This window comes from Weissella sagaensis, from assembly GCF_005405285.1.
Classification (GTDB): domain Bacteria; phylum Bacillota; class Bacilli; order Lactobacillales; family Lactobacillaceae; genus Weissella; species Weissella sagaensis.
Genome location: NZ_BJDT01000001.1, coordinates 257,600 through 281,403, shown reverse-complemented (window position 1 = coordinate 281,403; position 23,804 = coordinate 257,600). Strand labels below are relative to the sequence as shown.

General features: G+C 40.1%; 17 protein-coding genes and 4 tRNA genes. All 21 read right to left on the bottom strand.

Features of this window, described 5'->3' with window-relative positions; genetic code table 11:
• Window positions 1-3: 3 nt before the first annotated feature.
• Window positions 4-3,660 carry a DNA-directed RNA polymerase subunit beta' gene (gene rpoC, locus FFM55_RS01355; protein WP_137600457.1) on the bottom strand — a complete coding sequence of 1,219 codons (3,657 nt, stop codon included), beginning with the start codon at window positions 3,658-3,660 and terminating at the stop codon, window positions 4-6.
• 147 nt (window positions 3,661-3,807) lie between these two features.
• Window positions 3,808-7,422: a DNA-directed RNA polymerase subunit beta gene (gene rpoB / locus FFM55_RS01350; RefSeq protein WP_502229866.1), complete on the bottom strand. Its 3,615-nt coding sequence runs from the start codon at window positions 7,420-7,422 to the stop codon at window positions 3,808-3,810.
• A gap of 257 nt (window positions 7,423-7,679) precedes the next feature.
• Entirely contained in the window at window positions 7,680-10,169 is a 2,490-nt protein-coding gene (locus tag FFM55_RS01345) for an ATP-dependent Clp protease ATP-binding subunit (protein ID WP_042491935.1), read from the bottom strand.
• A 1-nt stretch (window position 10,170) separates the two neighbouring features.
• Window positions 10,171-10,647, bottom strand: coding sequence for a CtsR family transcriptional regulator (locus tag FFM55_RS01340; protein ID WP_042491937.1), 477 nt, complete (start codon window positions 10,645-10,647; stop codon window positions 10,171-10,173).
• 161 nt (window positions 10,648-10,808) lie between these two features.
• Window positions 10,809-10,882, bottom strand: a tRNA-Arg gene (locus tag FFM55_RS01335).
• Window positions 10,883-10,914: 32 nt separating this feature from the next.
• A tRNA-Gly gene (locus FFM55_RS01330) sits at window positions 10,915-10,987 on the bottom strand.
• A gap of 6 nt (window positions 10,988-10,993) precedes the next feature.
• Window positions 10,994-11,066 (bottom strand) — tRNA-Thr (locus FFM55_RS01325).
• Window positions 11,067-11,088: 22 nt separating this feature from the next.
• Window positions 11,089-11,171 (bottom strand) — tRNA-Leu (locus tag FFM55_RS01320).
• A 258-nt stretch (window positions 11,172-11,429) separates the two neighbouring features.
• On the bottom strand, window positions 11,430-12,713 hold the full coding sequence (serS, locus tag FFM55_RS01315; protein WP_042491938.1) for a serine--tRNA ligase: 1,284 nt from the start codon (window positions 12,711-12,713) through the stop codon (window positions 11,430-11,432).
• A gap of 10 nt (window positions 12,714-12,723) precedes the next feature.
• Complete coding sequence (locus FFM55_RS01310; protein WP_042491940.1) at window positions 12,724-13,377, bottom strand: deoxynucleoside kinase; 654 nt, start codon at window positions 13,375-13,377, stop codon at window positions 12,724-12,726.
• Window positions 13,378-13,516: 139 nt separating this feature from the next.
• Entirely contained in the window at window positions 13,517-13,933 is a 417-nt protein-coding gene (locus FFM55_RS01305) for a F0F1 ATP synthase subunit epsilon (protein ID WP_042491941.1), read from the bottom strand.
• A 17-nt stretch (window positions 13,934-13,950) separates the two neighbouring features.
• Complete coding sequence (gene atpD, locus FFM55_RS01300; protein ID WP_042491943.1) at window positions 13,951-15,351, bottom strand: F0F1 ATP synthase subunit beta; 1,401 nt, start codon at window positions 15,349-15,351, stop codon at window positions 13,951-13,953.
• Window positions 15,352-15,397: 46 nt separating this feature from the next.
• Window positions 15,398-16,279: a F0F1 ATP synthase subunit gamma gene (locus FFM55_RS01295; protein WP_042491945.1), complete on the bottom strand. Its 882-nt coding sequence runs from the start codon at window positions 16,277-16,279 to the stop codon at window positions 15,398-15,400.
• Window positions 16,280-16,296: 17 nt separating this feature from the next.
• Window positions 16,297-17,808 carry a F0F1 ATP synthase subunit alpha gene (atpA, locus tag FFM55_RS01290; protein WP_042491948.1) on the bottom strand — a complete coding sequence of 504 codons (1,512 nt, stop codon included), beginning with the start codon at window positions 17,806-17,808 and terminating at the stop codon, window positions 16,297-16,299.
• Between the two features lie 66 nt (window positions 17,809-17,874).
• Window positions 17,875-18,417 (bottom strand): ATP synthase F1 subunit delta, encoded by a 543-nt coding sequence (gene atpH / locus FFM55_RS01285; protein WP_042491949.1) that lies wholly within the window; start codon window positions 18,415-18,417, stop codon window positions 17,875-17,877.
• Window positions 18,417-18,932 (bottom strand): F0F1 ATP synthase subunit B, encoded by a 516-nt coding sequence (gene atpF / locus FFM55_RS01280; protein ID WP_042491951.1) that lies wholly within the window; start codon window positions 18,930-18,932, stop codon window positions 18,417-18,419. The genes atpH and atpF overlap by 1 nt, the downstream gene beginning before the upstream one ends.
• A 25-nt stretch (window positions 18,933-18,957) precedes the next feature.
• Window positions 18,958-19,176, bottom strand: coding sequence for a F0F1 ATP synthase subunit C (gene atpE, locus FFM55_RS01275; RefSeq protein ID WP_002828033.1), 219 nt, complete (start codon window positions 19,174-19,176; stop codon window positions 18,958-18,960).
• Window positions 19,177-19,214: 38 nt separating this feature from the next.
• Window positions 19,215-19,925 (bottom strand): F0F1 ATP synthase subunit A, encoded by a 711-nt coding sequence (atpB, locus tag FFM55_RS01270; protein WP_042491953.1) that lies wholly within the window; start codon window positions 19,923-19,925, stop codon window positions 19,215-19,217.
• Window positions 19,926-20,289: 364 nt separating this feature from the next.
• Window positions 20,290-21,567, bottom strand: coding sequence for a solute carrier family 23 protein (locus tag FFM55_RS01265; protein WP_137600456.1), 1,278 nt, complete (start codon window positions 21,565-21,567; stop codon window positions 20,290-20,292).
• A gap of 297 nt (window positions 21,568-21,864) precedes the next feature.
• Window positions 21,865-22,494, bottom strand: a complete 630-nt coding sequence (gene upp, locus FFM55_RS01260; protein ID WP_042491955.1) for a uracil phosphoribosyltransferase — start codon at window positions 22,492-22,494, stop codon at window positions 21,865-21,867.
• A 45-nt stretch (window positions 22,495-22,539) separates the two neighbouring features.
• Complete coding sequence (gene glyA / locus FFM55_RS01255) at window positions 22,540-23,790, bottom strand: serine hydroxymethyltransferase (protein WP_042491957.1); 1,251 nt, start codon at window positions 23,788-23,790, stop codon at window positions 22,540-22,542.
• Window positions 23,791-23,804 lie beyond the last annotated feature (14 nt).

Below are 23,804 nucleotides of genomic sequence, written 5' to 3'. Positions count from 1 at the left end.
ACTTTATTTTGTTAAGTTCATAGCACTTTCAATATCAGCAATTGAAGTTGGCATATTATTATCTTCTTCAGAAGCAGTAATAATTGGGTCTGCAACGACCTTACCTGCAATTTCTTGATATTGCTTCATTCCAGTACCAGCTGGAATTAGCTTACCAATAATAACATTTTCCTTCAAACCAACAAGTGGATCGTTCTTACCGCGAATAGCAGCATCAGTCAAGACACGTGTTGTTTCCTGGAATGATGCAGCTGACAAGAATGAGTTAGTTTCCAATGAGGCCTTTGTAATACCAAGCAAAACAGGACGACCTGTTGCAGGCAAACCACCCTTAAGCAAGGTACCTTCATTAGCATCACGGAATTGTGCAATATCCATCAAAGTACCTGGCAATAGATCTGTTTCACCTGGATCCATGACACGAACCTTACGCAACATCTGACGAGCCATAACTTCGATGTGCTTGTCAGAAATCTCAACACCTTGCATACGGTAAACCTTTTGTACTTCAAGCACAATATAGTTTTCCGTTGCTAATGTATCACGAACTTGGATAATTTCCTTAGGATCAGCAGAACCTTCATTCAACGTCTCACCACGGTGAATATGATCACCTTCACCAACACGCATACGTGATGACATAGGCAAAGTGTAAGTACGAGTATCTGTCTCACCTTGGATAGTTACTTCCTTAGTACGATCAGCAGGGTTTTCTTCGATAGTTGTTACTTCACCAGTAACTTCAGTAATCATCGCACGACCCTTAGGGTTACGTGCTTCAAAGATTTCTTGCACACGAGGAAGACCTTGTGTAATATCGTTTCCGGCAACACCACCCGTGTGGAACGTACGCATCGTCAATTGCGTACCTGGCTCACCGATTGATTGTGCAGCAACAGTACCCACAGCTTCACCAACTTCAACAACATCACCAGTAGCCATATTACGGCCGTAGCAACGAACACAAACTCCGTGTTCAGTGTTGCAAGTAAATGCTGAACGAATTGTAACAGTTGTAATACCAGCTTCGACAATGCGCTTTGCGATATCTTCTGTAATCATCTCGTTATGACCAACCAACTTATCACCAGTTTGTGGATCAAAGACTGACTTTTGAGCATAACGACCCAAGATACGTTCGTACAATGATTCGATTACTTCATTACCATTCATAATGGCTGAAACATCCAAGCCACGGTCACTACCACAGTCATCTTCACGGATAATAACATCTTGTGCCACATCAACCAAACGACGTGTCATGTAACCTGAATCGGCAGTCTTTAGCGCCGTGTCGGTCATTCCCTTACGAGCACCGTGAGTTGAGAAGAACATTTCCAAAACAGATAGTCCCTCACGGAAGTTGGCGATAATAGGTAGTTCCATGATACGACCATTAGGTGCTGCCATCAATCCACGCATACCAGCCAATTGTGTAAAGTTAGAAATGTTACCACGTGCTCCAGAATCAGACATCATGAAGATGTTGTTATCTGGTTCGAAGTGTTCAATTAGCTTTTCAGTAATGTCATCCTTAGCCTTATTCCAAATAGCAATAACACGTTCATAACGTTCTGAATCGGTAATCAATCCACGACGGAATTGTTTTGTAACAGTTGCAACTTGCTTGTGAGCATCTTCAATAATTTCTGGTTTTTCTTTCAAGTCAGTAACGTCAGAAACTCCCACCGTCAAACCAGACTTTGTTGACTCATCGTAACCCAAGTCCTTCATACGGTCCAACAACAATGATGTTTCTGTAACCTTGTAAATCTTATATACTTCGGCAATGATGTCTGACAAGTAACCCTTCTTAAATGGTGGCAAGATTGGTGTTTCAGCGTAACGTGCCTTAATATCCTCACCTGGCTCCAAGAAGAAACGGTTGTCAATTTCGTGTAGATTTGCTTCTGTTGGCTCATTCAAGTATGGGAAATCTACTGGCAAGATATCATTAAAGAATAGCTTTCCAACAGAAGTCATCATAATGCGTGAACGTTGTTCAGCAGTAAATGGCTTTTCAGCAGGTAATGAAGCTGTTTGAATACCAATACGTGTGTGCAAGTGCACATACTTGTTTTGGTAAGCTGTACGAACTTCGTTAAGATCCTTAAAGATCATTCCTTCACCTTCACGACCAGCTTCTTCAGTCGTTAGGTAATAGTTACCGATAACCATGTCCTGTGATGGCGCCACGATAGGCTTTCCATCTTTAGGTGCCAAAATGTGGCCCGCAGCTAACATTAGCAAACGTGCTTCAGCCTGTGCTTCATCTGATAGTGGGACGTGAATAGCCATTTGGTCCCCATCAAAGTCGGCATTATAAGCTTCAGTTACCAATGGGTGTAGACGCATTGCCTTACCAGAAACTAATACTGGCTCGAATGCTTGAATACCCAAACGGTGCAACGTTGGTGCACGGTTCAATAGAACTGGGTGCTCCTTGATAACATCTTCCAAAACATCCATAACATCTTCATCATGACGATCAATCTTACGCTTAGCGGCACGAATATTACCTGCCAAATCGCGTTTAACCAATTCCTTCATAATAAATGGGCGGAACAATTCCATTGCCATTGGGCGTGGTAGTCCCATTTGGTTCATCTTCAAGAAAGGACCAACGTCGATAACTGAACGACCAGAGTAATCAACACGCTTACCAAGCAAGTTTTGACGGAAACGTCCTTGCTTACCCTTAAGCATGTGTGATAGTGACTTTAATGGACGATTACCAGGACCAGTAACTGGACGACCACGACGACCATTATCAACCAAAGCATCAGCTGCTTCTTGCAACATACGCTTTTCGTTTTGCACGATAATACCAGGAGCATTTAGCTCTAGCAAACGCTTTAAACGGTTATTTCGGTTAATAACACGACGGTACAAATCATTCAAATCTGAAGTGGCAAAACGACCACCTTCAAGTTGAACCATAGGGCGTAAGTCAGGTGGGATAATTGGAATAACATCCATAACCATCCACTCTGGCTTGTTACCAGACTTTACAAACGCTTCGATGATGTCCAAACGACGAACAGCACGGACACGCTTTTGACCAGTTGCTTCACGCAATTGTGCCTTTAGTTCTGTAACTTCTTCTTCCAAGTCAACATTTGATAACAAGGTTTGGACAGCTTCAGCACCCATACCAGCTTCAAAAGCATTACCATATTCAGACTTTAATTGACGATACTCACGTTCTGATAGCAATTGCTTTTCAGTTAGTGATGTATCCCCTGGCTTAGTAACAACGTATGAAGCAAAGTAAATAACTTCTTCAAGTGAACGTGGTGACATGTCCAAAACGAGTCCCATACGTGATGGGATACCCTTGAAATACCAGATATGTGATACTGGTGCAGCCAACTCAATGTGACCCATGCGCTCACGACGAACCTTAGCTGAGGTTACTTCAACCCCACAACGGTCACAAACAATGCCCTTATAACGGATACGCTTGTACTTTCCACAAGCACATTCATAATCTTTTGTAGGTCCGAAGATACGTTCATCGAAAAGACCATCTTTTTCAGGCTTAAGTGTACGGTAGTTGATTGTCTCAGGCTTTTTTACTTCACCGTAAGACCAGCTGCGAATCTTATCTGGGCTTGCCAGACCGATTTGCATACTTTCAAACTTATTGACATCGATCAATTGTTCGACCCCTTTCATAGGTTCTTTATACAATTCCGACCCAAAACTTCACTAGGCTTGTCCTTAGTATGCCGATTATTAACACAATACCCTTCACACTAAGCACAAGCCTAGCAAAAACTAGGTCGGCTACACTTTATTTAAATTTTATTTAGTACTATCAGTTGTATTAGCAACACTATTTGAATTAGCTGCTGATGTATTTGTACCGTCAGCATTAAATTCTTGGGCTAATTGGTCAGTCTTTTGACCAGCTGTTTCAACGTTTAGCACTGAATCATCCTCATCCATATCACGCAATTCAATTTCGCGCTCTTCGGCGTCCAAGACCTTCATGTCCAAACCAAGTGCTTGTAATTCTTTAACCAACACACGGAATGATTCAGGAACACCTGGCTTAGGAATTTGTTCACCCTTAACAATGGCTTCATAAGTCTTAACACGACCGACAACGTCGTCAGACTTGTACGTTAAGATTTCCTGCAATGTATGTGCAGCACCATAAGCTTCAAGGGCCCAAACTTCCATTTCTCCGAAACGCTGTCCACCGAATTGTGCTTTACCACCAAGTGGTTGTTGCGTAACTAATGAGTAAGGTCCGATTGAACGGGCGTGAATTTTATCATCAACCATGTGTGCTAGCTTCATGTAGTGCATGATACCAACAGACACACGCTTATCAAAGGCTTCACCAGTACGACCATCATAAAGGATTGACTTTCCATCGGCTGGCAAACCAGCTTCTTGAATAGCATCCCAGATATCTGTGTCACGTGCCCCATCAAAGACAGGTGATGCAACGTGGATACCTAGTTCACGAGCAGCCATACCTAAGTGTAATTCAAGCACTTGTCCAATGTTCATACGTGAAGGAACACCCATTGGTGACAACATAATGTCAATTGGTGTACCATCTGGCATGAATGGCATATCTTCAGAAGGAACAATAACTGAAACAGTACCCTTGTTACCGTGACGTCCGGCCATCTTGTCACCAACTTGGATCTTACGACGTTGGGCAATGTAGACACGAACCATCATATTAACACCAGGTGACAATTCATCACCATTTTCACGAGTGAAGATACGGACGTCTTGAACGACACCGCCACCACCGTGAGGTACCTTTAATGAAGTGTCACGTACTTCACGTGCTTTTTCACCAAAGATAGCATGTAGCAAACGCTCTTCAGCTGATAGTTCAGTTACACCCTTAGGCGTTACCTTACCAACCAAAATATCACCGTCTTCTACTTCAGCACCAATACGAATAATTCCTCGTTCATCCAAATTCTTCAATTGGTCTTCACCAGTATTTGGAATTTCACGTGTAAATTCTTCAGGGCCAAGCTTTGTATCACGAGCCTCTGATTCGTATTCTTCAATGTGAATTGATGTATAAACATCATCACGAATCAAACGCTCATTAATAATGATGGCGTCCTCGAAGTTATATCCTTGCCAAGTCATGAAGGCAATCAACGGGTTTTGTCCCAAGGCCAATTCACCTTGCTCCATTGATGGTCCGTCAGCTAATACTTCATCAGCATCAACAGCATCCCCAACCTTAACAATTGGTCGTTGGTTATAATTCTTACCTGCGTTTGAACGACGGAACTTCATCAAAGCATACTTATCTAATGAACCATCTTCACGACGAACACGGATTTCACGGCCATCAACATATTCAACAATACCTGGATACTTTGAAATAATCGCAACACCCGCATCATGCGCAGCCTTGTATTCAATACCAGTACCAATTAATGGTGCATGTGGATCAACCAAAGGAACTGCTTGACGTTGCATGTTGGCACCCATCAAAGCACGATTTGAGTCATCGTTTTCCAAGAAAGGAATAGCTGCTGTGGCAACAGCAACAATTTGCTTAGGAGAAACGTCCATGTAGTCAACTTGATCAATTGGTACTTCAACGTTGACATCACTCTTACGTGCCAAAACAGTATCAGTAGCAAACGAACCATCATCATTTAAGACAGAATTTCCTTGTGCAACCACAAAGTTATCTTCTTCATCAGCTGTTAAGTAGTCAATACGGTCAGTAACCTTGTGTGTATCCCAATCAACACGACGATATGGTGTTTCAATGAAACCATACTTATTAACACGTCCGTAAGTGGCCAATGAATTAATCAACCCAATGTTAGGTCCTTCAGGTGTTTCGATTGGATCCATACGACCATAGTGCGTATAGTGAACGTCTCGAACTTCATAACCGGCACGATCACGAGTCAAACCACCAGGTCCAAGAGCTGATAAACGACGCTTGTTAGTTAATTCACCCAATGGGTTTGTTTGGTCCATGAATTGTGACAATTGTGATGAACCAAAGAATTCCTTAACAGCTGCAACAACAGGACGAATATTAATCAATTGTTGTGGTGTTACTGTATCAGGATCTTGAATTGACATACGTTCGCGTACAACACGTTCCATACGGCTCAAACCGATTCGGAATGTATTTTGTAGCAATTCACCAACACGGCGGATACGACGGTTACCCAAGTGGTCAATATCATCAGTTGAACCGATGCCTAATGGCAAGTTTAAGAAGTGGTTCATACCGGCAATAATGTCAGCTGGCTTAACTGTTCGAATCTTTGGATCAAATTGACCGTTACCAATAACTGGCAAAGTCTTTTCAGGATCTTCTGGATTTTCAACTAAGATTGTTTGCAAAACCATTGGTTCCGTTACGACAGCATCATCAGATGGTGTAAAAGTCGTACGTTTGAAATCATCACGATCCAAGTAAGGTGACAAAACTGACATAACTTGCTTGTCAATGACAGTACCCTTTGTCGCAATAATCTCACCAGTATCAGGATCAGCCAGTGTTTCACCCAATGTCAAGCCCATCAAACGTGATTTCAATGATAGCTTCTTGTTAATCTTGTAACGACCAACAGGTGCTAAGTCATAACGCTTTGGGTCAAAGAAACGAGCGGTCAACAATGCACGTGCTGAATCAGCAGTCTTAGGCTCACCTGGACGAAGACGCTCATAGATGTCCTTCAAGGCCTCTTCTACACGTGAATCCTCAATGACCTTGTGTACATCTTTGTCTAATGTTAATGAAATTGAATCATATTGATCACCAAGCATTTGTAGGATTTCAGAATCTGAACCGTAACCCAATGCACGTACCAATTCAGTAATTGGCAACTTACGGGTACGATCAATACGAACATAGCTAAGACCCTTAGCATCCGTTTCAAATTCTAGCCAAGCACCACGACTTGGAATGAAAGTCGTACCAAAGTTTGGACGACCATTCTTGTCTAATTCTTCGTTATAGTACACACCAGGAGAACGTACTAATTGTGAAACGATAACACGTTCAGCACCATTAATAATAAAAGTTCCTGCTGGTGTCATCAATGGGAAATCACCAAAGAAAACATCTTGTGATTTAATTTCGCCAGTTTCTTGATTTGTTAAACGCAACGTAACGTGCAATGGTGCTGAATAATTAGCATCATGATTACGTGCTTCTTCTACTGTGTACTTAGGCTCCATGAGCTTATAGTCCACAAATTCTAGAGACAACTTACCTTGGAAATCTTCGATTGGCAAAATGTCCATAAACATTTCACGTAATCCTTCATCCAAAAACCAGTTGTATGAGTCCGTTTGAATTTCGATTAAGTTAGGCAAATCAAGAACTTCTTTGATTCGAGCATAACTACGACGAACACGGTGTTTACCATACTTTACAAGCGTTCCTACCAAGTTTTCCACCTCGCTTTGAATTGGCCAACTGTGCATCCAGTTTATTACAGTTTGTTTACAATTTCTGTTTTATACCGGTTTTTAAGTGCAAAAAAGACAACAGCATCCCCGTAATTGAAAATGCTCTTGTCGTTGCTATGCAGGCTTTCAGGGACAATATTTCCTGTCAGCCATTGTTTTATACACAATTAAACTATTATTAAGTATACAAGAAAAAGTAAGCATTAGCAAGAAAAAGACTTCTTGTCAACGCTTACTTTTTAAATTTAACCTGACACAGTTGCAGTGTCTTGTTTTAGTGGTTTAACACTAATCTTAATTTCACCATTTTTAGCACCAACTGTCACCTGATCATTAATCGTAATCTTACCAAGCAATAGTTCTTCTGAAAGCGCATCTTCAACCTTTGATTGTAATGCGCGACGAATTGGACGGGCACCAAACTCTGGGTCAAAACCAGCTTTGGCAACAACATTCATTGCTGCAGGCGTCATTTTAATATTAAAGCCTTGCTCACTAATGCGTTGCAAAACTGATTTAGCCATCAGCTTAACAATTTGATGTAATTCATCCTTATTTAGCGAACGGAATACAACCATTTCATCCAAACGATTAACAAATTCAGGACGGAATGTTTCTTTAACCGTCTTCATAATCGTATCACGCATTGCATCGTAATTAGCTGATTTATCAATTGCACCAAAGCCAACTGACTTTTCATCACGTAGACGTGTTGCACCTAAATTAGATGTCATAATAATGATTGTATTTCTAAAATCAACTTTACGACCCTTAGCATCTGTCATATAGCCATCATCAAAAACTTGTAACATCAAGTTATAAATATCTGGGTGTGCCTTTTCAGCCTCATCTAGTAAGACAACTGAATATGGATGGCGGCGAACCTTTTCCGTTAACTGGCCACCTTCCTCATATCCAACATAACCTGGTGCTGATCCAACCAGACGACTTGCAGAATATGCTTCGCGATACTCTGACATATCGACCCGAATCATGTTATCTTCTGAGCCAAATACTGCTTCAGCCAAAGCCTTTGCTAATTCAGTTTTTCCCGTTCCAGTAGGCCCTAAGAACAAGAACGTACCGATTGGCCGTTGTGGATCTTTCAAACCAGACCGAGCACGACGAATAGAACGTGCAATTGCTGAAACAGCTTCATTTTGGCCAATCACACGATTGTGCAACACCTTTTCTAGATTAACCAAACGCTCTTGTTCTGATTTTTCCATTTGTGTCAATGGCACACCTGTTTGTTCAGAAACTACTTGGGCAATATCATGAACTGACAACGTTAAATCATATTGCTCATTCGCTTGATTGTCATTTTGTTCATCAAGCAATTTATCAATTTGACGCTTTTGACGCATCTCCTTCTTACGATATTCAGCAGCTAATTCAAAATTCAACTGTTCAATTGCTTCATCTTTCGCTTGACGCAAAACCAACAACTTTTCTTGTTGCTTAGCAACTGGCGTTTGATGCCCAACACGATCGATACGAACTTTAGCAGCAGCTTCATCCATAATATCAATCGCCTTATCAGGCAAGAAGCGATCCGTTACATAACGTACTGAAAGTTTTACCGCTTCAACAATTGTCTCATCTGGAATTGACACTTGATGATGTTGTTCATAGCGTGGCTTTAGCCCTTTCAAAATCTCAATTGCATCTGATTGCGTTGGTTCTTCAACGCTAACCTGTGCAAAACGGCGTTCCAAGGCAGCATCAGCTTCAATATACTTTTGATATTCATCCAACGTTGTCGCACCAATTGTTTGTAATTCACCACGAGCTAATGCTGGTTTCAAAATATTTGAAGCATCAATGGCACCTTCAGCACCACCAGCACCAATCAATGTATGTAACTCGTCAATAAAAAGAATTACCTGACCATCTCGTTGAATTTCCTCAATCACTTTTTTCAAACGATCTTCGAATTCACCACGATATTTCGTACCAGCAACTAGTGATCCCATATCAAGCATCATCAACCGCTTTTGGGTCATATCTGAAGGAACATCACCAGTGACGATACGTTGTGCTAATCCTTCTGCAATTGCCGTTTTTCCAACCCCAGGTTCACCAATTAAAACGGGATTGTTTTTAGTTCGACGTGACAAGATTTGAATGACCCGTTTAACTTCAGCTTCACGACCAACAACGGGGTCCATTTTATCATCACGTGCCAATTGCGTTAAATCACGTGCCAACGTATCCAACGTTGGTGTTCCTTCTGTTTCTGGTTGCTGGCCGCGTCGATTACGACGTGGGTCACGTTTTTTAGCAACATCTTTAACGCCTAGTTTACGCAACGTTGCCCGACGCATTTCAGCAGGACTAATATTTAAATTAGCTAAAATACGTGATGAAAAAATCGTTTCATCTGACAATAATGCCAACAGAAAATGTTCGGTTCCCGTTTGATCTTGATGTAATTGCTTAGCATTTTCATGAGCTAAACGCATCATATCAGAAGCCTTTGGTGAATATGGCAAGTAGGCACTTTTAGCATTTCTAGACAATGTGCCATAGCCCGTAAATTGTTCAATTTGACTTTTAATATCATCATCACTAACATCAAATTCTTGCAATACTTTGCTAGCAATACCTTCTTTTTCAATCGCTAACGCAAGCAATAGGTGTTCGGTACCAACTGCTTGATGTTTAAAATACTTTGCTTGTTCTTGTGCAACAACTAGGACATTTTTTGCACTTGGTGTATATTGATTATCCATATTAATTACGCTCGCTTTCAAACCGTAAACGGCTTAATAATTGTTGTAATAATCTTGCTCGTAACTGACCTTGAACAGTCACATCCCCGACGCTTAGTGTTTCTTTTGATAATAATGTCAAAATTAATTCACTTTCGTGGACGGTTAAAATTTGTTCACGACACAAGCTTGATATTACTGATGTTGCTGTTCTAAAGCTAACTATCTTTGGGAGTTGTTGTTTTATTTCTTCAATAAGGCGTTGTTCATTTCGTAATGCCATTTCAACAATCCGAATATAACCGCCACCACCGCGTTTTGATTCAACTAAATAACCATTTTCCGTATTAAAACGTGTTTTAATCACATAATTAATCTGCGATGGCACAACATTAAATCGTTGGGCAAGTTCAACACGGCGAATTTCAATTTCATGCGCCTGCTGTAAAATTTGCTTCAAGTATGTCTCAATATTATCAGACATATTTGAATCATTCATAACCAACACCCCCCTTTGACCAATATTGACATAATTATAGAACGCATTGCAACACAATGCCACTAAAACCCCATATTTTTTAAAATATTCAATGTCGTTTGCTTCACGTTTATTTGTTGACACAAAAACCACCAAGATTTCTCTTGATGGTTTTCAATTGATGCACCTAGAAGGATTCGAACCTTCAACCTTCTGATTCGTAGTCAGACACTCTATCCAGTTGCGCTATAGGTGCATATTAATTTTAAAGCTTCCCATTTGGAAGAAAGCGAACAACGGGATTCGAACCCGCGACCTCTACCATGGCAAGGTAGCGTTCTACCAGCTGAACTATATTCGCATGGGATGCCGACTACTGGATTCGAACCAGCGACCTCTTCATTACTAGTGAAGCGCTCTGCCAGCTGAGCTAAGTCGGCTTCTGTATCGATAAACGATATATGCGGATGACAGGAATCGAACCTGCACGCCCTAGGGGCACTGGAACCTAAATCCAGCGCGTCTGCCAGTTCCGCCACATCCGCAACAGACGTCAGTCGAATGTAACATCCGACAACTTTTATAGTATAGCTAATTATCAAACAAGTGTCAATACTTAATTTAAACTAATTAACTAGTGCCTCAAATTGAAAAAACAACCATCAGCTACTTACCACTCGATATATATTACTAGCTTTTGCATATTTTTGCAATTACTTTTTTAATATCTTTTATTTTATTATCCAATCAAATAAAAAAAGACTGACACGAATTGCTTCACGTTAGTCTTTAATCATCATTCTTTAAATTGTAGCTTCTGGAACAATTTGATCAGCGCCAAAATAAGGACGCAAAACTTCTGGAATTGTAACCGTTCCGTCTGCATTTTGATAATTTTCCAAAATAGCTGCAACAGTACGGCCAACTGCCAATCCAGAACCATTCAAAGTATGAACAAATTGTAATTTACCATTCTCATCACGATACTGAATTCGTGCCCGACGAGCTTGGAAAGCTTCTGTATTTGAGATAGAAGAAATCTCACGGTAAATATTTTGCTGTGGCATCCAAACTTCCACATCATATGTTTTAGCAGCAGAAAAGCCCATGTCTCCTGTTGATAAGGTAATCACGTGGTAAGGCAAGCCCAATTTTTGCAATAATGTTTCAGCATTAACCGTCATATCTTCCAATGCTTGATATGAATCTTCTGGCTTTGTAAACTTAACCATTTCAACCTTGTTAAACTGATGCATACGAATCAAACCACGCGTATCGCGACCAGCTGATCCCGCTTCTTGACGGAAAGCTGGTGACAACGCAGTCACACTATATGGTAATTTGTTATCATCAATAACTTCTTCACGGAAATAATTTGTTAGTGGCACTTCAGCCGTTGGAATTAACGTCATATCATCATTAGTACCAACACGGTATGCATCGTCCATAAACTTTGGATACTGACCAGTTCCATACATTGCCTCATTTTTAACAATGTATGGCGTAATCATTTCTTTATAACCTTCTTTTTGGTGTTCATCCAACATAAAGTTATAAACGGCACGTTCCAAACGGGCACCTTGACCAACGTAGTAGACAAAACGGGCACCGGAAACCTTCGCACCACGTTCAAAGTCTAAAATACCCAAATCTTCACCAATCTCAAAATGCGCTTTTGGCGCAAAGTCAAAGGTTGGAATCTCACCCCATTGACGTTCTTCGCGATTAGCCTCTTCATCAGCCCCAACAGGAATTGTATCATTTGGCAAATTAGGGAAATGCAAAGCACGGTTCTTAATTTGTTCATCCAATTTTACAACTTGTTCATCTAATGACTTAATTGTTGCTGAAACCTTTTGCATTTCAGCAATAACATCGCTAGCATCTTCTTTTTGACGTTTCTTTAAACCAATTTGGTCTGATACTGTATTACGACGTGCCTTTAATTCTTCAGTTTGCACTAACAATTCACGACGCTTAGCATCGTCAGCCACCAGTGCGTCAACTTCTTTAGGATCAACCCCACGAGTTGCCAAGCGTTCCTTTACTTGTTCCGTCTTTTGACGAATTATTTTCATATCTAGCATAATAATTCTCCTAATTATTTTTCAAACCTAGCGCTTTGATTTTATCATCAATCAATGCCAATACTTGGTTCGCAGCCTCAGCATCTGTTACAAAATCAAAACGATCACCATCAATACTCAATTTGGGCGAACGATCATAAGATTCAAACCATGCCACATATCGTTCATTTAAACTTTTATAGTAATTATACAATGATGGATCATTTTCAATTTGTTCATACTCGCGACCACGTTTTTTAATACGTTCTAACATCGTATCAAAGCTAACATGAATATAAATTAGCAAATCAGGTGTTTTGACAATCGCATCATCTGAAAAATCAACTTGCTCCATAATATTGTTTAACAAGTCACCATAAATTTGTACTTCAGTTTGGGTTGCTCTATCTAAATCAGCATTTAGCTTAAATAACAACAAATCTTCAAAGATAGATCGATCAATGACATTTAATTGGCTACCTTGTGCATCTCTGATGTTATCCAACCGCTTATTTAGAAAATAATTTTGTAACAAGAAACCATAACGCTTTGGGTCCTCGTAAAACAATGGCAAAATCGGATTATCATCAACGGATTCGTATAATGCTTCACTTCCTAAATGTTCTGCAAGCATCGTTGTTAAACTGGTCTTTCCGGCACCAATAGTTCCCGATAATACGATCATCCTGTTGTCCTACTTTCTTTAATCAATACTAGATTCTATTCTATCAAATTTTACGGTATCTAACACATCAAGTTTTAGGATATATAAAAATACACTAAAGGCCACCAAATTCTGTTCGAATTTGATGGCCTTCAATTAATCATTTATTACCAGTAACGGCATGAATACGATTAGCCGCACGTAACAAGGCAGTTTGGGCACGAACAATATCATCAGTCTCACTAGCAGCTATATGCTTCTCAGCACGTTCTTTAGCTCTCTTTGCTCGTTCAACATCAATGTCTTTCGCACGCTCTGCACTATCAGAAACTATTGTTAATTGATTATTCGAGAATTCACCAAATCCACCACTAATCGCGATAATTTCTTCTGAATCCGTCGCTTCATCAATTACCTTAAGTTCACTAATCTGCAACGCTGAAATAATAGGTGCATGTTGTGCCATAATTCCTTCTTCACCATTAGTTGTATCTAATACCACTAACGATGCAGTCTCATGCTCAAACACAACACCATTTGGCGTAACCACCTTAACATGTAGGGTGTGTTCACTCATTGCGCCGCCCCCTTTACTTAATCAGCCATTTTAGCTGCTTTGTCAACTACCTGTTCAATGACTCCAACATTACGGAATGCATCTTCAGGGTATTGATCGTACTTACCAGCCAAAATTTCTTTAAAACTGCGTACGGTTTCAGACAAAGGCACATACTCACCAGGTAAACCTGTAAATGTTTCGGCAACTGAGAATGGTTGTGATAAGAAGAATTGAATTCGACGAGCACGGTTAACAACCGTCTTTTCATCATCTGACAATTCATCCATTCCTAGAATAGAAATGATATCTTGTAATTCACGGTAACGTTGTAATGTCTGTTGTACTTCAGTTGCAACGTCATAGTGTTCTTGTCCAACAATTTCTGGCGCCAAGGCCGTTGATGTTGATGCCAATGGGTCCACCGCTGGATAGATACCTTGTTGCGTCAAAGAACGTTCCAAATTAGTAGTAGCATCCAAGTGTGCGAATGTTGTTGCAGGCGCAGGGTCGGTATAATCATCGGCCGGCACATAAACTGCTTGGATTGAAGTAACTGACCCCTTCTTAGTTGAAGTGATTCGTTCTTGTAATTGTCCCATTTCAGTAGCCAAAGTTGGTTGATATCCAACGGCTGAAGGAATACGACCTAACAAAGCTGACACTTCAGAACCAGCTTGCGTGAAACGGAAAATGTTATCGATAAACAACAACACATCTTGTCCATTAACATCACGGAAGTGCTCTGCAATTGTCAAACCTGTCAAAGCCACACGCATACGTGCACCAGGTGGCTCATTCATTTGACCATAGACCATGGCCGTTTGTTTCAAAACACCTGATCCTTGCATTTCGTAGTACATGTCATTACCTTCACGGGTACGCTCACCCACACCAGTAAACACAGAAATACCATTGTGACCTTGTGCGATATTATGAATCAATTCTTGAATCAATACCGTCTTACCAACACCAGCACCACCGAATAAACCAATCTTACCACCACGAACATATGGTGCTAAGAGGTCAATAACTTTGATACCAGTTTCTAAAATTTCTGTTGATGTTGACAATTCATCGTATGCAGGTGCATCACGGTGAATTGAATCACGTGGTACGTCATCTCCAAGTGCTTCACCACCATCAACTGGTTCTCCTAGCACATTAAACACACGACCTAACGTTTCTTCACCAACAGGGACACTGATTGACTTTCCAGTGTCTGTTACCGTCATTCCACGTTGCAATCCATCTGTTGAATCCATGGCAATCGTACGTACGACACCATCACCCAAAGACAAAGACACTTCAACTGTCAATGTCGTTTGATCACCCTTTTCAATAACCAACGCATTGTTAATATCTGGAATCTTTGTATCTGATGGAAAGGCAATGTCGACAACGGGGCCAATGACTTGAACAACTTGTCCGGTATTCATTGTCGTTTCCTTCCTTCGTTTGTATTAAATCTGATGCAAAAAGCTTTTAATTCAAAGCGGCCATTCCACCAGTAATTTCTGTAATTTCCGTCGTAATTGCACTCTGACGCGCCCGGTTATATTGTAAACCAAGTGAATCAATAATATCTTTGGCATTATCAGTTGCTGAAGACATCGCATTAGCTGATGCAGCATGTTCCGCAGTCTTTGCATCAAGAATAGCACCATAGACTAAACTTTCAGCATACTGTGGTAATACCACACCCAAAATTTGTTCAGACGATGGTTCCATCTCGTAATCAGCCGTTAACTTAGTATCATCTTTAGATTCTGCTAAATCGTCTGTTGAGACAGGTAGCATTTTTTCTAAGTGAACTTCATTAGAAATACGACTAACATAATGCTGATAACCAACAATTAATTCATCAAAGACTTCATTGTCATACATCGTTGTCACAGTTTTAACGATTTCACGAACCTCATTAAAGGTTGGCACATCAGAAACACCGCGATACTCGTATGCAACGTCAAAACCACGTTTTTTAAAGAAATCAGCACCATTACCACCAACCGCTAAAATAACAACTTGATCAGTTCTTAATTGGCGTTCGGTAATTTGCGACATCAACTCTTTTAATAGAGTCGAATTATAACCACCAACTAAACCACGATCAGAAGATAGCACCAAAAAACCAACTTTTTCAACATCACGATGTTCAAGCAATGTTCCTGAAACATTATTGATGTGTGCAGTTGCCAAATGGGCCACAACGTCGTGTAAGGCTTCAGCGTACACCGTATATGAACCACCATGGCGCTGAATTTGGCTTAATTTAGCAGTGGATACCATTTGCATGGCACTCGTAATCTGACGTGTCTTTTTTGTTGAGGCAATGCGGCGTTGAATATCTTGTAAAGAAGCTGCCATTTATCGCCCCTCCTTTATTATTCTGCCGAACTAGCAAACGTTGCTTTGAATCCTGCAACTGCTGCATCCATTGCGTCGGTATCAGGCAAATTCTTTGTTTCAACAATTGTCTCTAACAAATCATTGTGTGATGCACGCACTGCTGCAATCAATTCTGACTCAAAACGTAAAATATCATCAACCGCAACATCATCCATAAAGCCATGTGTCAAAGCATATAGTGATAACACTTGCTCTTCAACGGGCAATGGTTGGTGTAATGGTTGCTTCAATAGTTCAACGGTACGACGACCACGGGCTAACTTTGTTTGTGTTGCTTCATCCAAATCTGATCCGAATTGTGCAAATGACTCTAGCTCTTTATAAGAAGCTAAGTCCAAACGCAACGTTCCAGCAACCTTCTTCATCGCCTTAATTTGGGCATCTCCACCAACACGTGAAACAGATGTTCCAGCGTCAATAGCAGGACGAACACCAGCATAGAACTGATCAGCATCCAAGAAGATTTGACCGTCAGTAATTGAGATAACATTAGTTGGGATATATGCTGAAACATCTCCCGCTTGTGTCTCAATAATTGGCAAAGCAGTCATAGACCCACCACCAAGTTCGTCTGATAACTTTGCAGCACGTTCTAGCAAACGTGAGTGCAAGTAGAAGACGTCACCAGGATAGGCTTCACGACCAGGTGGACGACGAAGAATCAATGACAGCTCACGATATGCTGTTGCTTGCTTTGATAAATCATCATAAACAATCAACACATGTTTACCGTTATACATAAATTCTTCACCCATTGCAGCACCAGCATAAGGTGCTAGATACAACATTGGGGCAGGTTCAGATGGACCAGCTGTTACAACAATTGTGTAGTCCATTGCACCCAAACGACGTAATGTCTCAACTTGTGTACGAACAGTTGAGGCTTTTTGTCCAATTGCAACATAAACAACAATCATATCTTGATCTTTTTGATTCAAGATTGTATCAATGGCAACTGATGTCTTACCAGTTTTACGATCACCAATAATTAACTCACGTTGACCACGTCCGATTGGTACCAAAGCGTCTACGGCTTTTAGACCTGTTTGTAGTGGTTCAAACACAGACTTACGCTCCATAACACCCGGAGCTTTAACTTCAACAGGACGTGTCTTTCCTGTTTCAATTGGGCCCATACCATCAACTGGTTGTCCCAAAGCATTTACAACACGACCAATCAGTTGCTCACCAACAGGCACTTCCATGATACGGCCTGTACGCTTAACAGTATCGCCTTCACGAATATTGTCGTACTCACCTAGAACAACGATACCAACATCATTTGATTCTAAGTTTTGTGCCATACCATAAACGCCATTCTCAAATTCAACAAGTTCACCGGCAAGAGCGTTTTCCAACCCTGTTGCACGAGCGACACCGTCACCAATATAGGTAACAGTTCCAGTTTCTTGAACTGTCAAGTCGTCTTGATAATTGGCTAATTGCTTTTTGATGAGTGAACTGATTTCTTCAGCTTTGATGCTCATTTCAGCAGTTCCTCTTTCTTTATAGTGTGTCTATTCATCACACAACATCAATTTTAATTTCGATTACTAGCGAATGATACTCTGACGAATAGCAGCTAATTTAGTTGCTAATGATCCATCCAAAATTTGGTCATTTGCCTTCACGATAACACCACCAAGTATATTTTCGTCTACGATTTGCGTTAAACGCACTTCACTAGCTTGAAAACGAGCAACAAGTTTTTCTTTTAATCGCAAAACTTGTTCATCACTTAATGGTACCGCCGTTTGTACTGTGGCATTAACAATTCCTGCTGCTTTATTAACAAGCTCTTCATACTTGGTAATAATAGCTGGTAAATATTGAATACGCCGATAGTCAAATGTCATCTCAATCAAGTTCTTAACCACTTGACTCGTGTCTTTTGACAAAGTTGCTAACAATTGACGCTTCGTATCCTCATTAATGCGCAAAGACAACAATGCCTTTGTAAATTCTGAATTTTGTACCAATACTTCACGAATAGCTAATAGTTCAGCCATTGTTGATTCATCAGTACCTTGATCATGGGTTAATTCGAACAAAGCAACGGCATACCGCTTAGCAATCGTTGCTTTATCTAATGCCATTACTTGTTCCCTAACCCTTCAATGTAAGCGTCAATAAGCGCTTTTTGATCATCTAACTTTAGTTCTTTTTGGATAATCTTTTGTGCGATGGTTACTGAAAGTTCAGCAACTTCACTCTTAACGTCAGCCATTGCTTCTGAACGTTCTTGTGCAATTTGTGCACTAGCTTGTTCTTTTGTCGCTTGGGCATCTGCATGAGCGTCAGCAACGATTTGATCACGTTGCTTACCTGCTGCGGCTTTTGCATCAGAAATGATGCTATTTGCTTCAGTACGTGCTGATTGCAACTGCTCTGAACGTTTTGCAGCCATTTCTTCGGCTCTTTGACGTGCATCTTCTGCAGTATCCAAATCGTGAGCAACTTTCTCCGCACGTTTTTCCATCATTTTTACTACTGGACCCCAAGCATACTTCTTTAATAGAAGCATTAATACTAGGAATGCCACTAGCACAAACAACATGTTACCCAAAGCCAACCCTTCGCTAGCACCTGCTAGAACAATTTGATTAAACATAATTTAGTTGGCCTCCGCGTTTCGATTATCGTGCTAACAACATGAATGCAATAGCAATAGCGATGATTGGAACGGCTTCGACCAAACCAACTCCGATAAACATATTTGTACGCAATTTACCTTCTAATTCAGGTTGACGTGCTGTACCAGCAATCATACTTGAAATAACAATACCGTTACCAATACCAGCACCGATAGCGGCACCAGCTGCGGCAACACCAACACCAATGGTTGCAACATCCATTTTTACAATCCTCCGATTAATTTAAACAGTTACTATAGTTACTCTGTCTTTTCTGAAACATAGACAGTCGTCAAAGTGACGAAGACAAACGCTTGAATAGCCCCAATAAACAATGAAAATCCTTGCCATAGAATTGCGAGCACAAACGCTGGAACAAATGATAATGCACCAGCAGACTGCGCCAATTGCCACAATAGAGACAAGACCATTTCACCAGCAAAGATATTACCGAACAGACGGAGTCCTAACGTTAAGAAACTCGTAAACTGTTCAATAAGATTTAAGGGGAATAAGACACTAAATGGCGACAAATATACCGACTTGAAGTATTTCTTAAATCCTTGCTTTTCAACCCCCAAGAAGTGGGCAATAGAAATTGCAACTAATGCTAATCCCATTGTCACTAATGGATTTGCTGTTGGTGAGTTCAAAAATGTATTACCATCTACTTTGACTGTAAAGGCAACACCTAATTGGTTCCCAACAAAGATGAACAAAAACATGGAAAATATAAAAAACTTTAAATTGTTACCAGTCTTATTAGGTAATGATCCATCAACAATGTTATTAGTAAAATCAATGACCCACTCTAACATATTTTGCTTACTCTTCCCGGCTGGTTTCATAACCAATTTCCGTGAAGCCCATAATGCTAGTAAAAAAACGATCGCCATCGAAACTAATGTTGAAATAACCACGCTCCAATCAAACGTCAACCCCGCAATGCTAAAGGTCGCGGTTTTCTCCAATGAAATTCACCTCTTTTCTTCCATCGAAATAATATCAAGCGGTTTGCTTTAAAAAGAACCGTTTAACTTTTCCCCCCTATATTACCCCTTTTGAACGGTAATTCAATCATCAAACACTCTCTAATGTGTCCCATTTCTGCAACTGTTTTCAGTAAACCTTATTATATCACGATTTCAACTATTCCAAAAAGGAATGTAAAGGCCGTATCTATCCAAAAAAGGAACTCATTAAAATCCCATAATGTATTCTCTAACAAAATAAATAACACAAAAAAATAGCAAACTACCAATTTAATGGCATTTGCTATTTCATCATTTTTAACTAAATTAAGTACTACTTTAACAAGTTTGAAGCTGTTTGCCCTTATCTTTCAGAAACAGCTTTATCAGGCAAAATCAAATTTAAAACAATGCCTAAGACAGTTGCAATCGCAACACCAGAGAATTGCACAATACTATTACCATGACCTAATTGCAAATAAGCATTTCCGATTCCAATAACCAATACTGATGATGAAATCATCAAATTACGTTTTAAATTAAAGTCGATTTTATTTTCAACAATAATTCGCAAACCAGATGCTGCAATGACACCAAACAATAGGAATGAGACGCCACCCGTAACAGCTCCTGGAATTGATTGAATCAATGCTGATAGTTTACCAACGAATGAAAATAGAATTGCAAAGGTAGCTGCACCAATCAAAACATACACCGAGTGAACCTTAGTAATTGCCATAACACCAATGTTTTCACCATATGACGTTACTGAAGGACCACCAACTAACCCAGCAAACAAAGATGCCATTCCATCACCAGCTAGTGTACGGTGCAATCCAGGATCTTTAATATAATCACGACCTGTCAAATCATCCAAGACCATTAGGTGACCTAAATGTTCTGTAATAGTTACTAAGGCAATTGGTGCCATCACTAATATGGCATCCCAATGAATAATTGGCTTATAATCTAAAAATGGTATATCAAAATCTGGTAGTGCAAACCATGCCGCGTCTGCTACCGGTTGAAAATTCACTAAACCGACCATCACCGCAACAATATAGCCAACAACAATGCCAAGCAAAATTGGAATTAACCCTAAGAAGCCGCGCATATACATATTAAAGAAAATCGTAACCCCTAAGGTTAACATTGCAACTAAAAATACACGAATATCATACTTACCATTCAACAATGTTGCTGATTCAGCAGCTGATCCTGATAGTGACAAACCAATCACCATGATAATCGGACCAACCACAATAGGTGGCAATAACGTTTCAATCCATCCAGTTCCAATTAAGCCAACAATCAGTGCAACAATTAAATACACAATTCCAACGGAAATAACACCTGTTGCAACACCTGGATACCCAGTTGTTTTCATTAAAGCAACCATTGGAATAATAAATGCGAAACTTGATCCCATGTAAGCTGGAATTTTACGTTGTGTAATTAAAATATGAAGCAACGTTCCAACCCCAGAACTAAATAACGCAATTCCTGGATTCAAGCCAACTAACAACGGTACCAATACTGTTGAACCAAACATTGAAAACATATGTTGCAATGATAACCCTATCCATTGCCAAAATTTTGGTTTCTCATCTACATCTAAAACGACATCACGTTTCATTTCCATCATATTTCCCTTTCATGCGACACAAAAATTAGTATTAAAAAAGCTGAGGTATACAAGACACCTCAGCTTGGTTCACTTTTCTAATATGACAGTTATCATGACGATAGTATAAACCTAGTCACAACAAATTAATCTTATTAGTCTCACAGGACCAAGTTAAAGGTATTTACAGTGATTTATTATATCTTAGTTAACAAAGTTAGTAAACACATATTTTTATAGTAAAACGTCTAAATCAGTCTTAATCTCGTTTAAAAAAACTGCGATGAAATTTCATCCCAGCTTTGCTTTAAATTATTAGTGCGTACCGAACAAACGATCACCAGCATCCCCAAGACCTGGAATGATATAACCATGTTCATTAAGTTCATCATCCAAACCTGCTGTATAAATATCAACATCAGGATGTGCCTTTTGCACTGTTTCAACACCAATTGGTGCTGAAACCAATGTAATCAGCTTAATCTTAGTAGCACCACGCTTCTTTAAGGCATCAATTGCCATAACAGCTGATCCTCCTGTTGCTAACATTGGATCAACCACTAACACTTCACGTTGATCAATATCTTCTGGCAACTTGACGAAGTATTCAACTGGCTCTAATGATTCTTCATCACGATACATCCCAATGTGACCAATACGAGCCGCTGGAATCAACTTCATGATACCATCAACCATTCCTAAACCAGCACGTAAAATCGGTACAATTGCTAGTTTCTTACCCGCAAGCGTCTTTTGCATTGTTGTTGCAACGGGTGTTTGGACTTCAATATCTTCAACTGGTAAATCACGTGTCACTTCATAAGCCATTAATGAAGCGATTTCATCAACAATTTCACGAAATTCTTTTGTTCCAACATTCTTATCACGAATAATCGTTAATTTGTGTTGAATTAGTGGATGATCAAAAACCGTTAGCTTACTCATTTAAAAGCTCCATTTCATTTTTCTTAATTATATAACTTTTTTATCTTAATTAGCATGTTCAATCTCTGACAAAGGGAAACGACTTGTTAAATCTACTATTGTTTGCTTAACTTCTGCAAGGTTAGCTTCATCATCAGGATTGGCCAAAACTTGTAGGATTAATTCTGCAACTTGAGTCGCCTCAGCTTCCTTGAAACCACGCGTTGTGATTGCTGGTGTACCAATACGAATACCAGACGTAACAAATGGACTACGTGGGTCGTTTGGAATCGCTTCTTTGTTGGTCGTAATATAAACTTGATCTAATACATTTTGGGCCTTTTTACCTGAAATACCAGTCTTAGTTAAATCTAAGTTAAACAAATGATTGTCAGTGCCCCCAGATACAACTCGGACCAACTCCGATTGATTAAATACCGCAGCCATTGCTTTTGCATTAGCTACTACCTGTTGACCGTATGTTTTAAAACTAGGTTGCATTGCTTCATAGAAGGCTACAGCTTTACCTGCAATCACGTGTTCTAGTGGACCCCCTTGTGTGCCAGGGAAAATAGCTGAGTTAAGTGCCTTACCTAGGTCAGCTTTCGCCAAAATCAAGCCACCACGTGGTCCCCGCAATGTTTTGTGTGTTGTTGACGTCACCACATCTGCAATACCAACTGGTGAAGGATGCACACCAGCCGCAACTAAGCCAGCAATGTGTGCCATATCTACCATTAAGTATGCGCCTACTGAATCAGCAATCTCACGGAAACGATCGAAATCAATAAATCGTGAATAAGCTGAAGCACCCGTTACAATTAACTTTGGCTTATACTCAGCAGCTAAAGCAGCAACTTGATCATAATCAATCAACTCATCTTCATTTAATCCATATCCATGGAAATGATAATTTTTTCCTGAAAAGTTAACTGGTGAACCGTGTGTTAAATGACCACCAGCATCTAAATCCAGCCCTAAAACATGATCACCTGGCGTCAACAAAGCAGCATAAACAGCTGCATTTGCTTGTGAGCCAGAATGTGGTTGTACATTCGCATATTCTGCGCCAAATAATTCTTTGACACGATCAATTGCTAACTGTTCCACTTGATCAATGTACTCTGTTCCACCATAATAGCGCTTATTAGGATAACCTTCTGCATATTTATTCGTTAAAATACTTCCTTGAGCGGCGCGCACACCAGCAGAAGCAATATTTTCTGATGCAATCAATTCAACATTATGCTCCTGTCGATCAGCTTCACGATCAATTGCAGCCCATAGTTGTGGATCAAAATCACGGTAATTTGTCATAGGTTGACCTCCTC

Excerpts from the sequence above, each read along its gene's own strand:
- atpE (WP_002828033.1), bottom strand. The coding sequence starts at position 19,176 with ATGGATGTTGCAACCATTGGTGTTGGTGTTGCCGCAGCTGGTGCCGCT.
- FFM55_RS01340 (WP_042491937.1), bottom strand. The coding sequence starts at position 10,647 with ATGAATGATTCAAATATGTCTGATAATATTGAGACATACTTGAAGCAA.
- glyA (WP_042491957.1), bottom strand. The coding sequence starts at position 23,790 with ATGACAAATTACCGTGATTTTGATCCACAACTATGGGCTGCAATTGAT.
- FFM55_RS01305 (WP_042491941.1), bottom strand. The coding sequence starts at position 13,933 with ATGAGTGAACACACCCTACATGTTAAGGTGGTTACGCCAAATGGTGTT.
- atpA (WP_042491948.1), bottom strand. The coding sequence starts at position 17,808 with ATGAGCATCAAAGCTGAAGAAATCAGTTCACTCATCAAAAAGCAATTA.
- atpH (WP_042491949.1), bottom strand. The coding sequence starts at position 18,417 with ATGGCATTAGATAAAGCAACGATTGCTAAGCGGTATGCCGTTGCTTTG.
- FFM55_RS01345 (WP_042491935.1), bottom strand. The coding sequence starts at position 10,169 with ATGGATAATCAATATACACCAAGTGCAAAAAATGTCCTAGTTGTTGCA.
- serS (WP_042491938.1), bottom strand. The coding sequence starts at position 12,713 with ATGCTAGATATGAAAATAATTCGTCAAAAGACGGAACAAGTAAAGGAA.
- FFM55_RS01310 (WP_042491940.1), bottom strand. The coding sequence starts at position 13,377 with ATGATCGTATTATCGGGAACTATTGGTGCCGGAAAGACCAGTTTAACA.
- atpF (WP_042491951.1), bottom strand. The coding sequence starts at position 18,932 with ATGTTTAATCAAATTGTTCTAGCAGGTGCTAGCGAAGGGTTGGCTTTG.
- FFM55_RS01265 (WP_137600456.1), bottom strand. The coding sequence starts at position 21,567 with ATGGAAATGAAACGTGATGTCGTTTTAGATGTAGATGAGAAACCAAAA.
- atpD (WP_042491943.1), bottom strand. The coding sequence starts at position 15,351 with ATGAATACCGGACAAGTTGTTCAAGTCATTGGCCCCGTTGTCGACATT.
- FFM55_RS01295 (WP_042491945.1), bottom strand. The coding sequence starts at position 16,279 with ATGGCAGCTTCTTTACAAGATATTCAACGCCGCATTGCCTCAACAAAA.
- upp (WP_042491955.1), bottom strand. The coding sequence starts at position 22,494 with ATGAGTAAGCTAACGGTTTTTGATCATCCACTAATTCAACACAAATTA.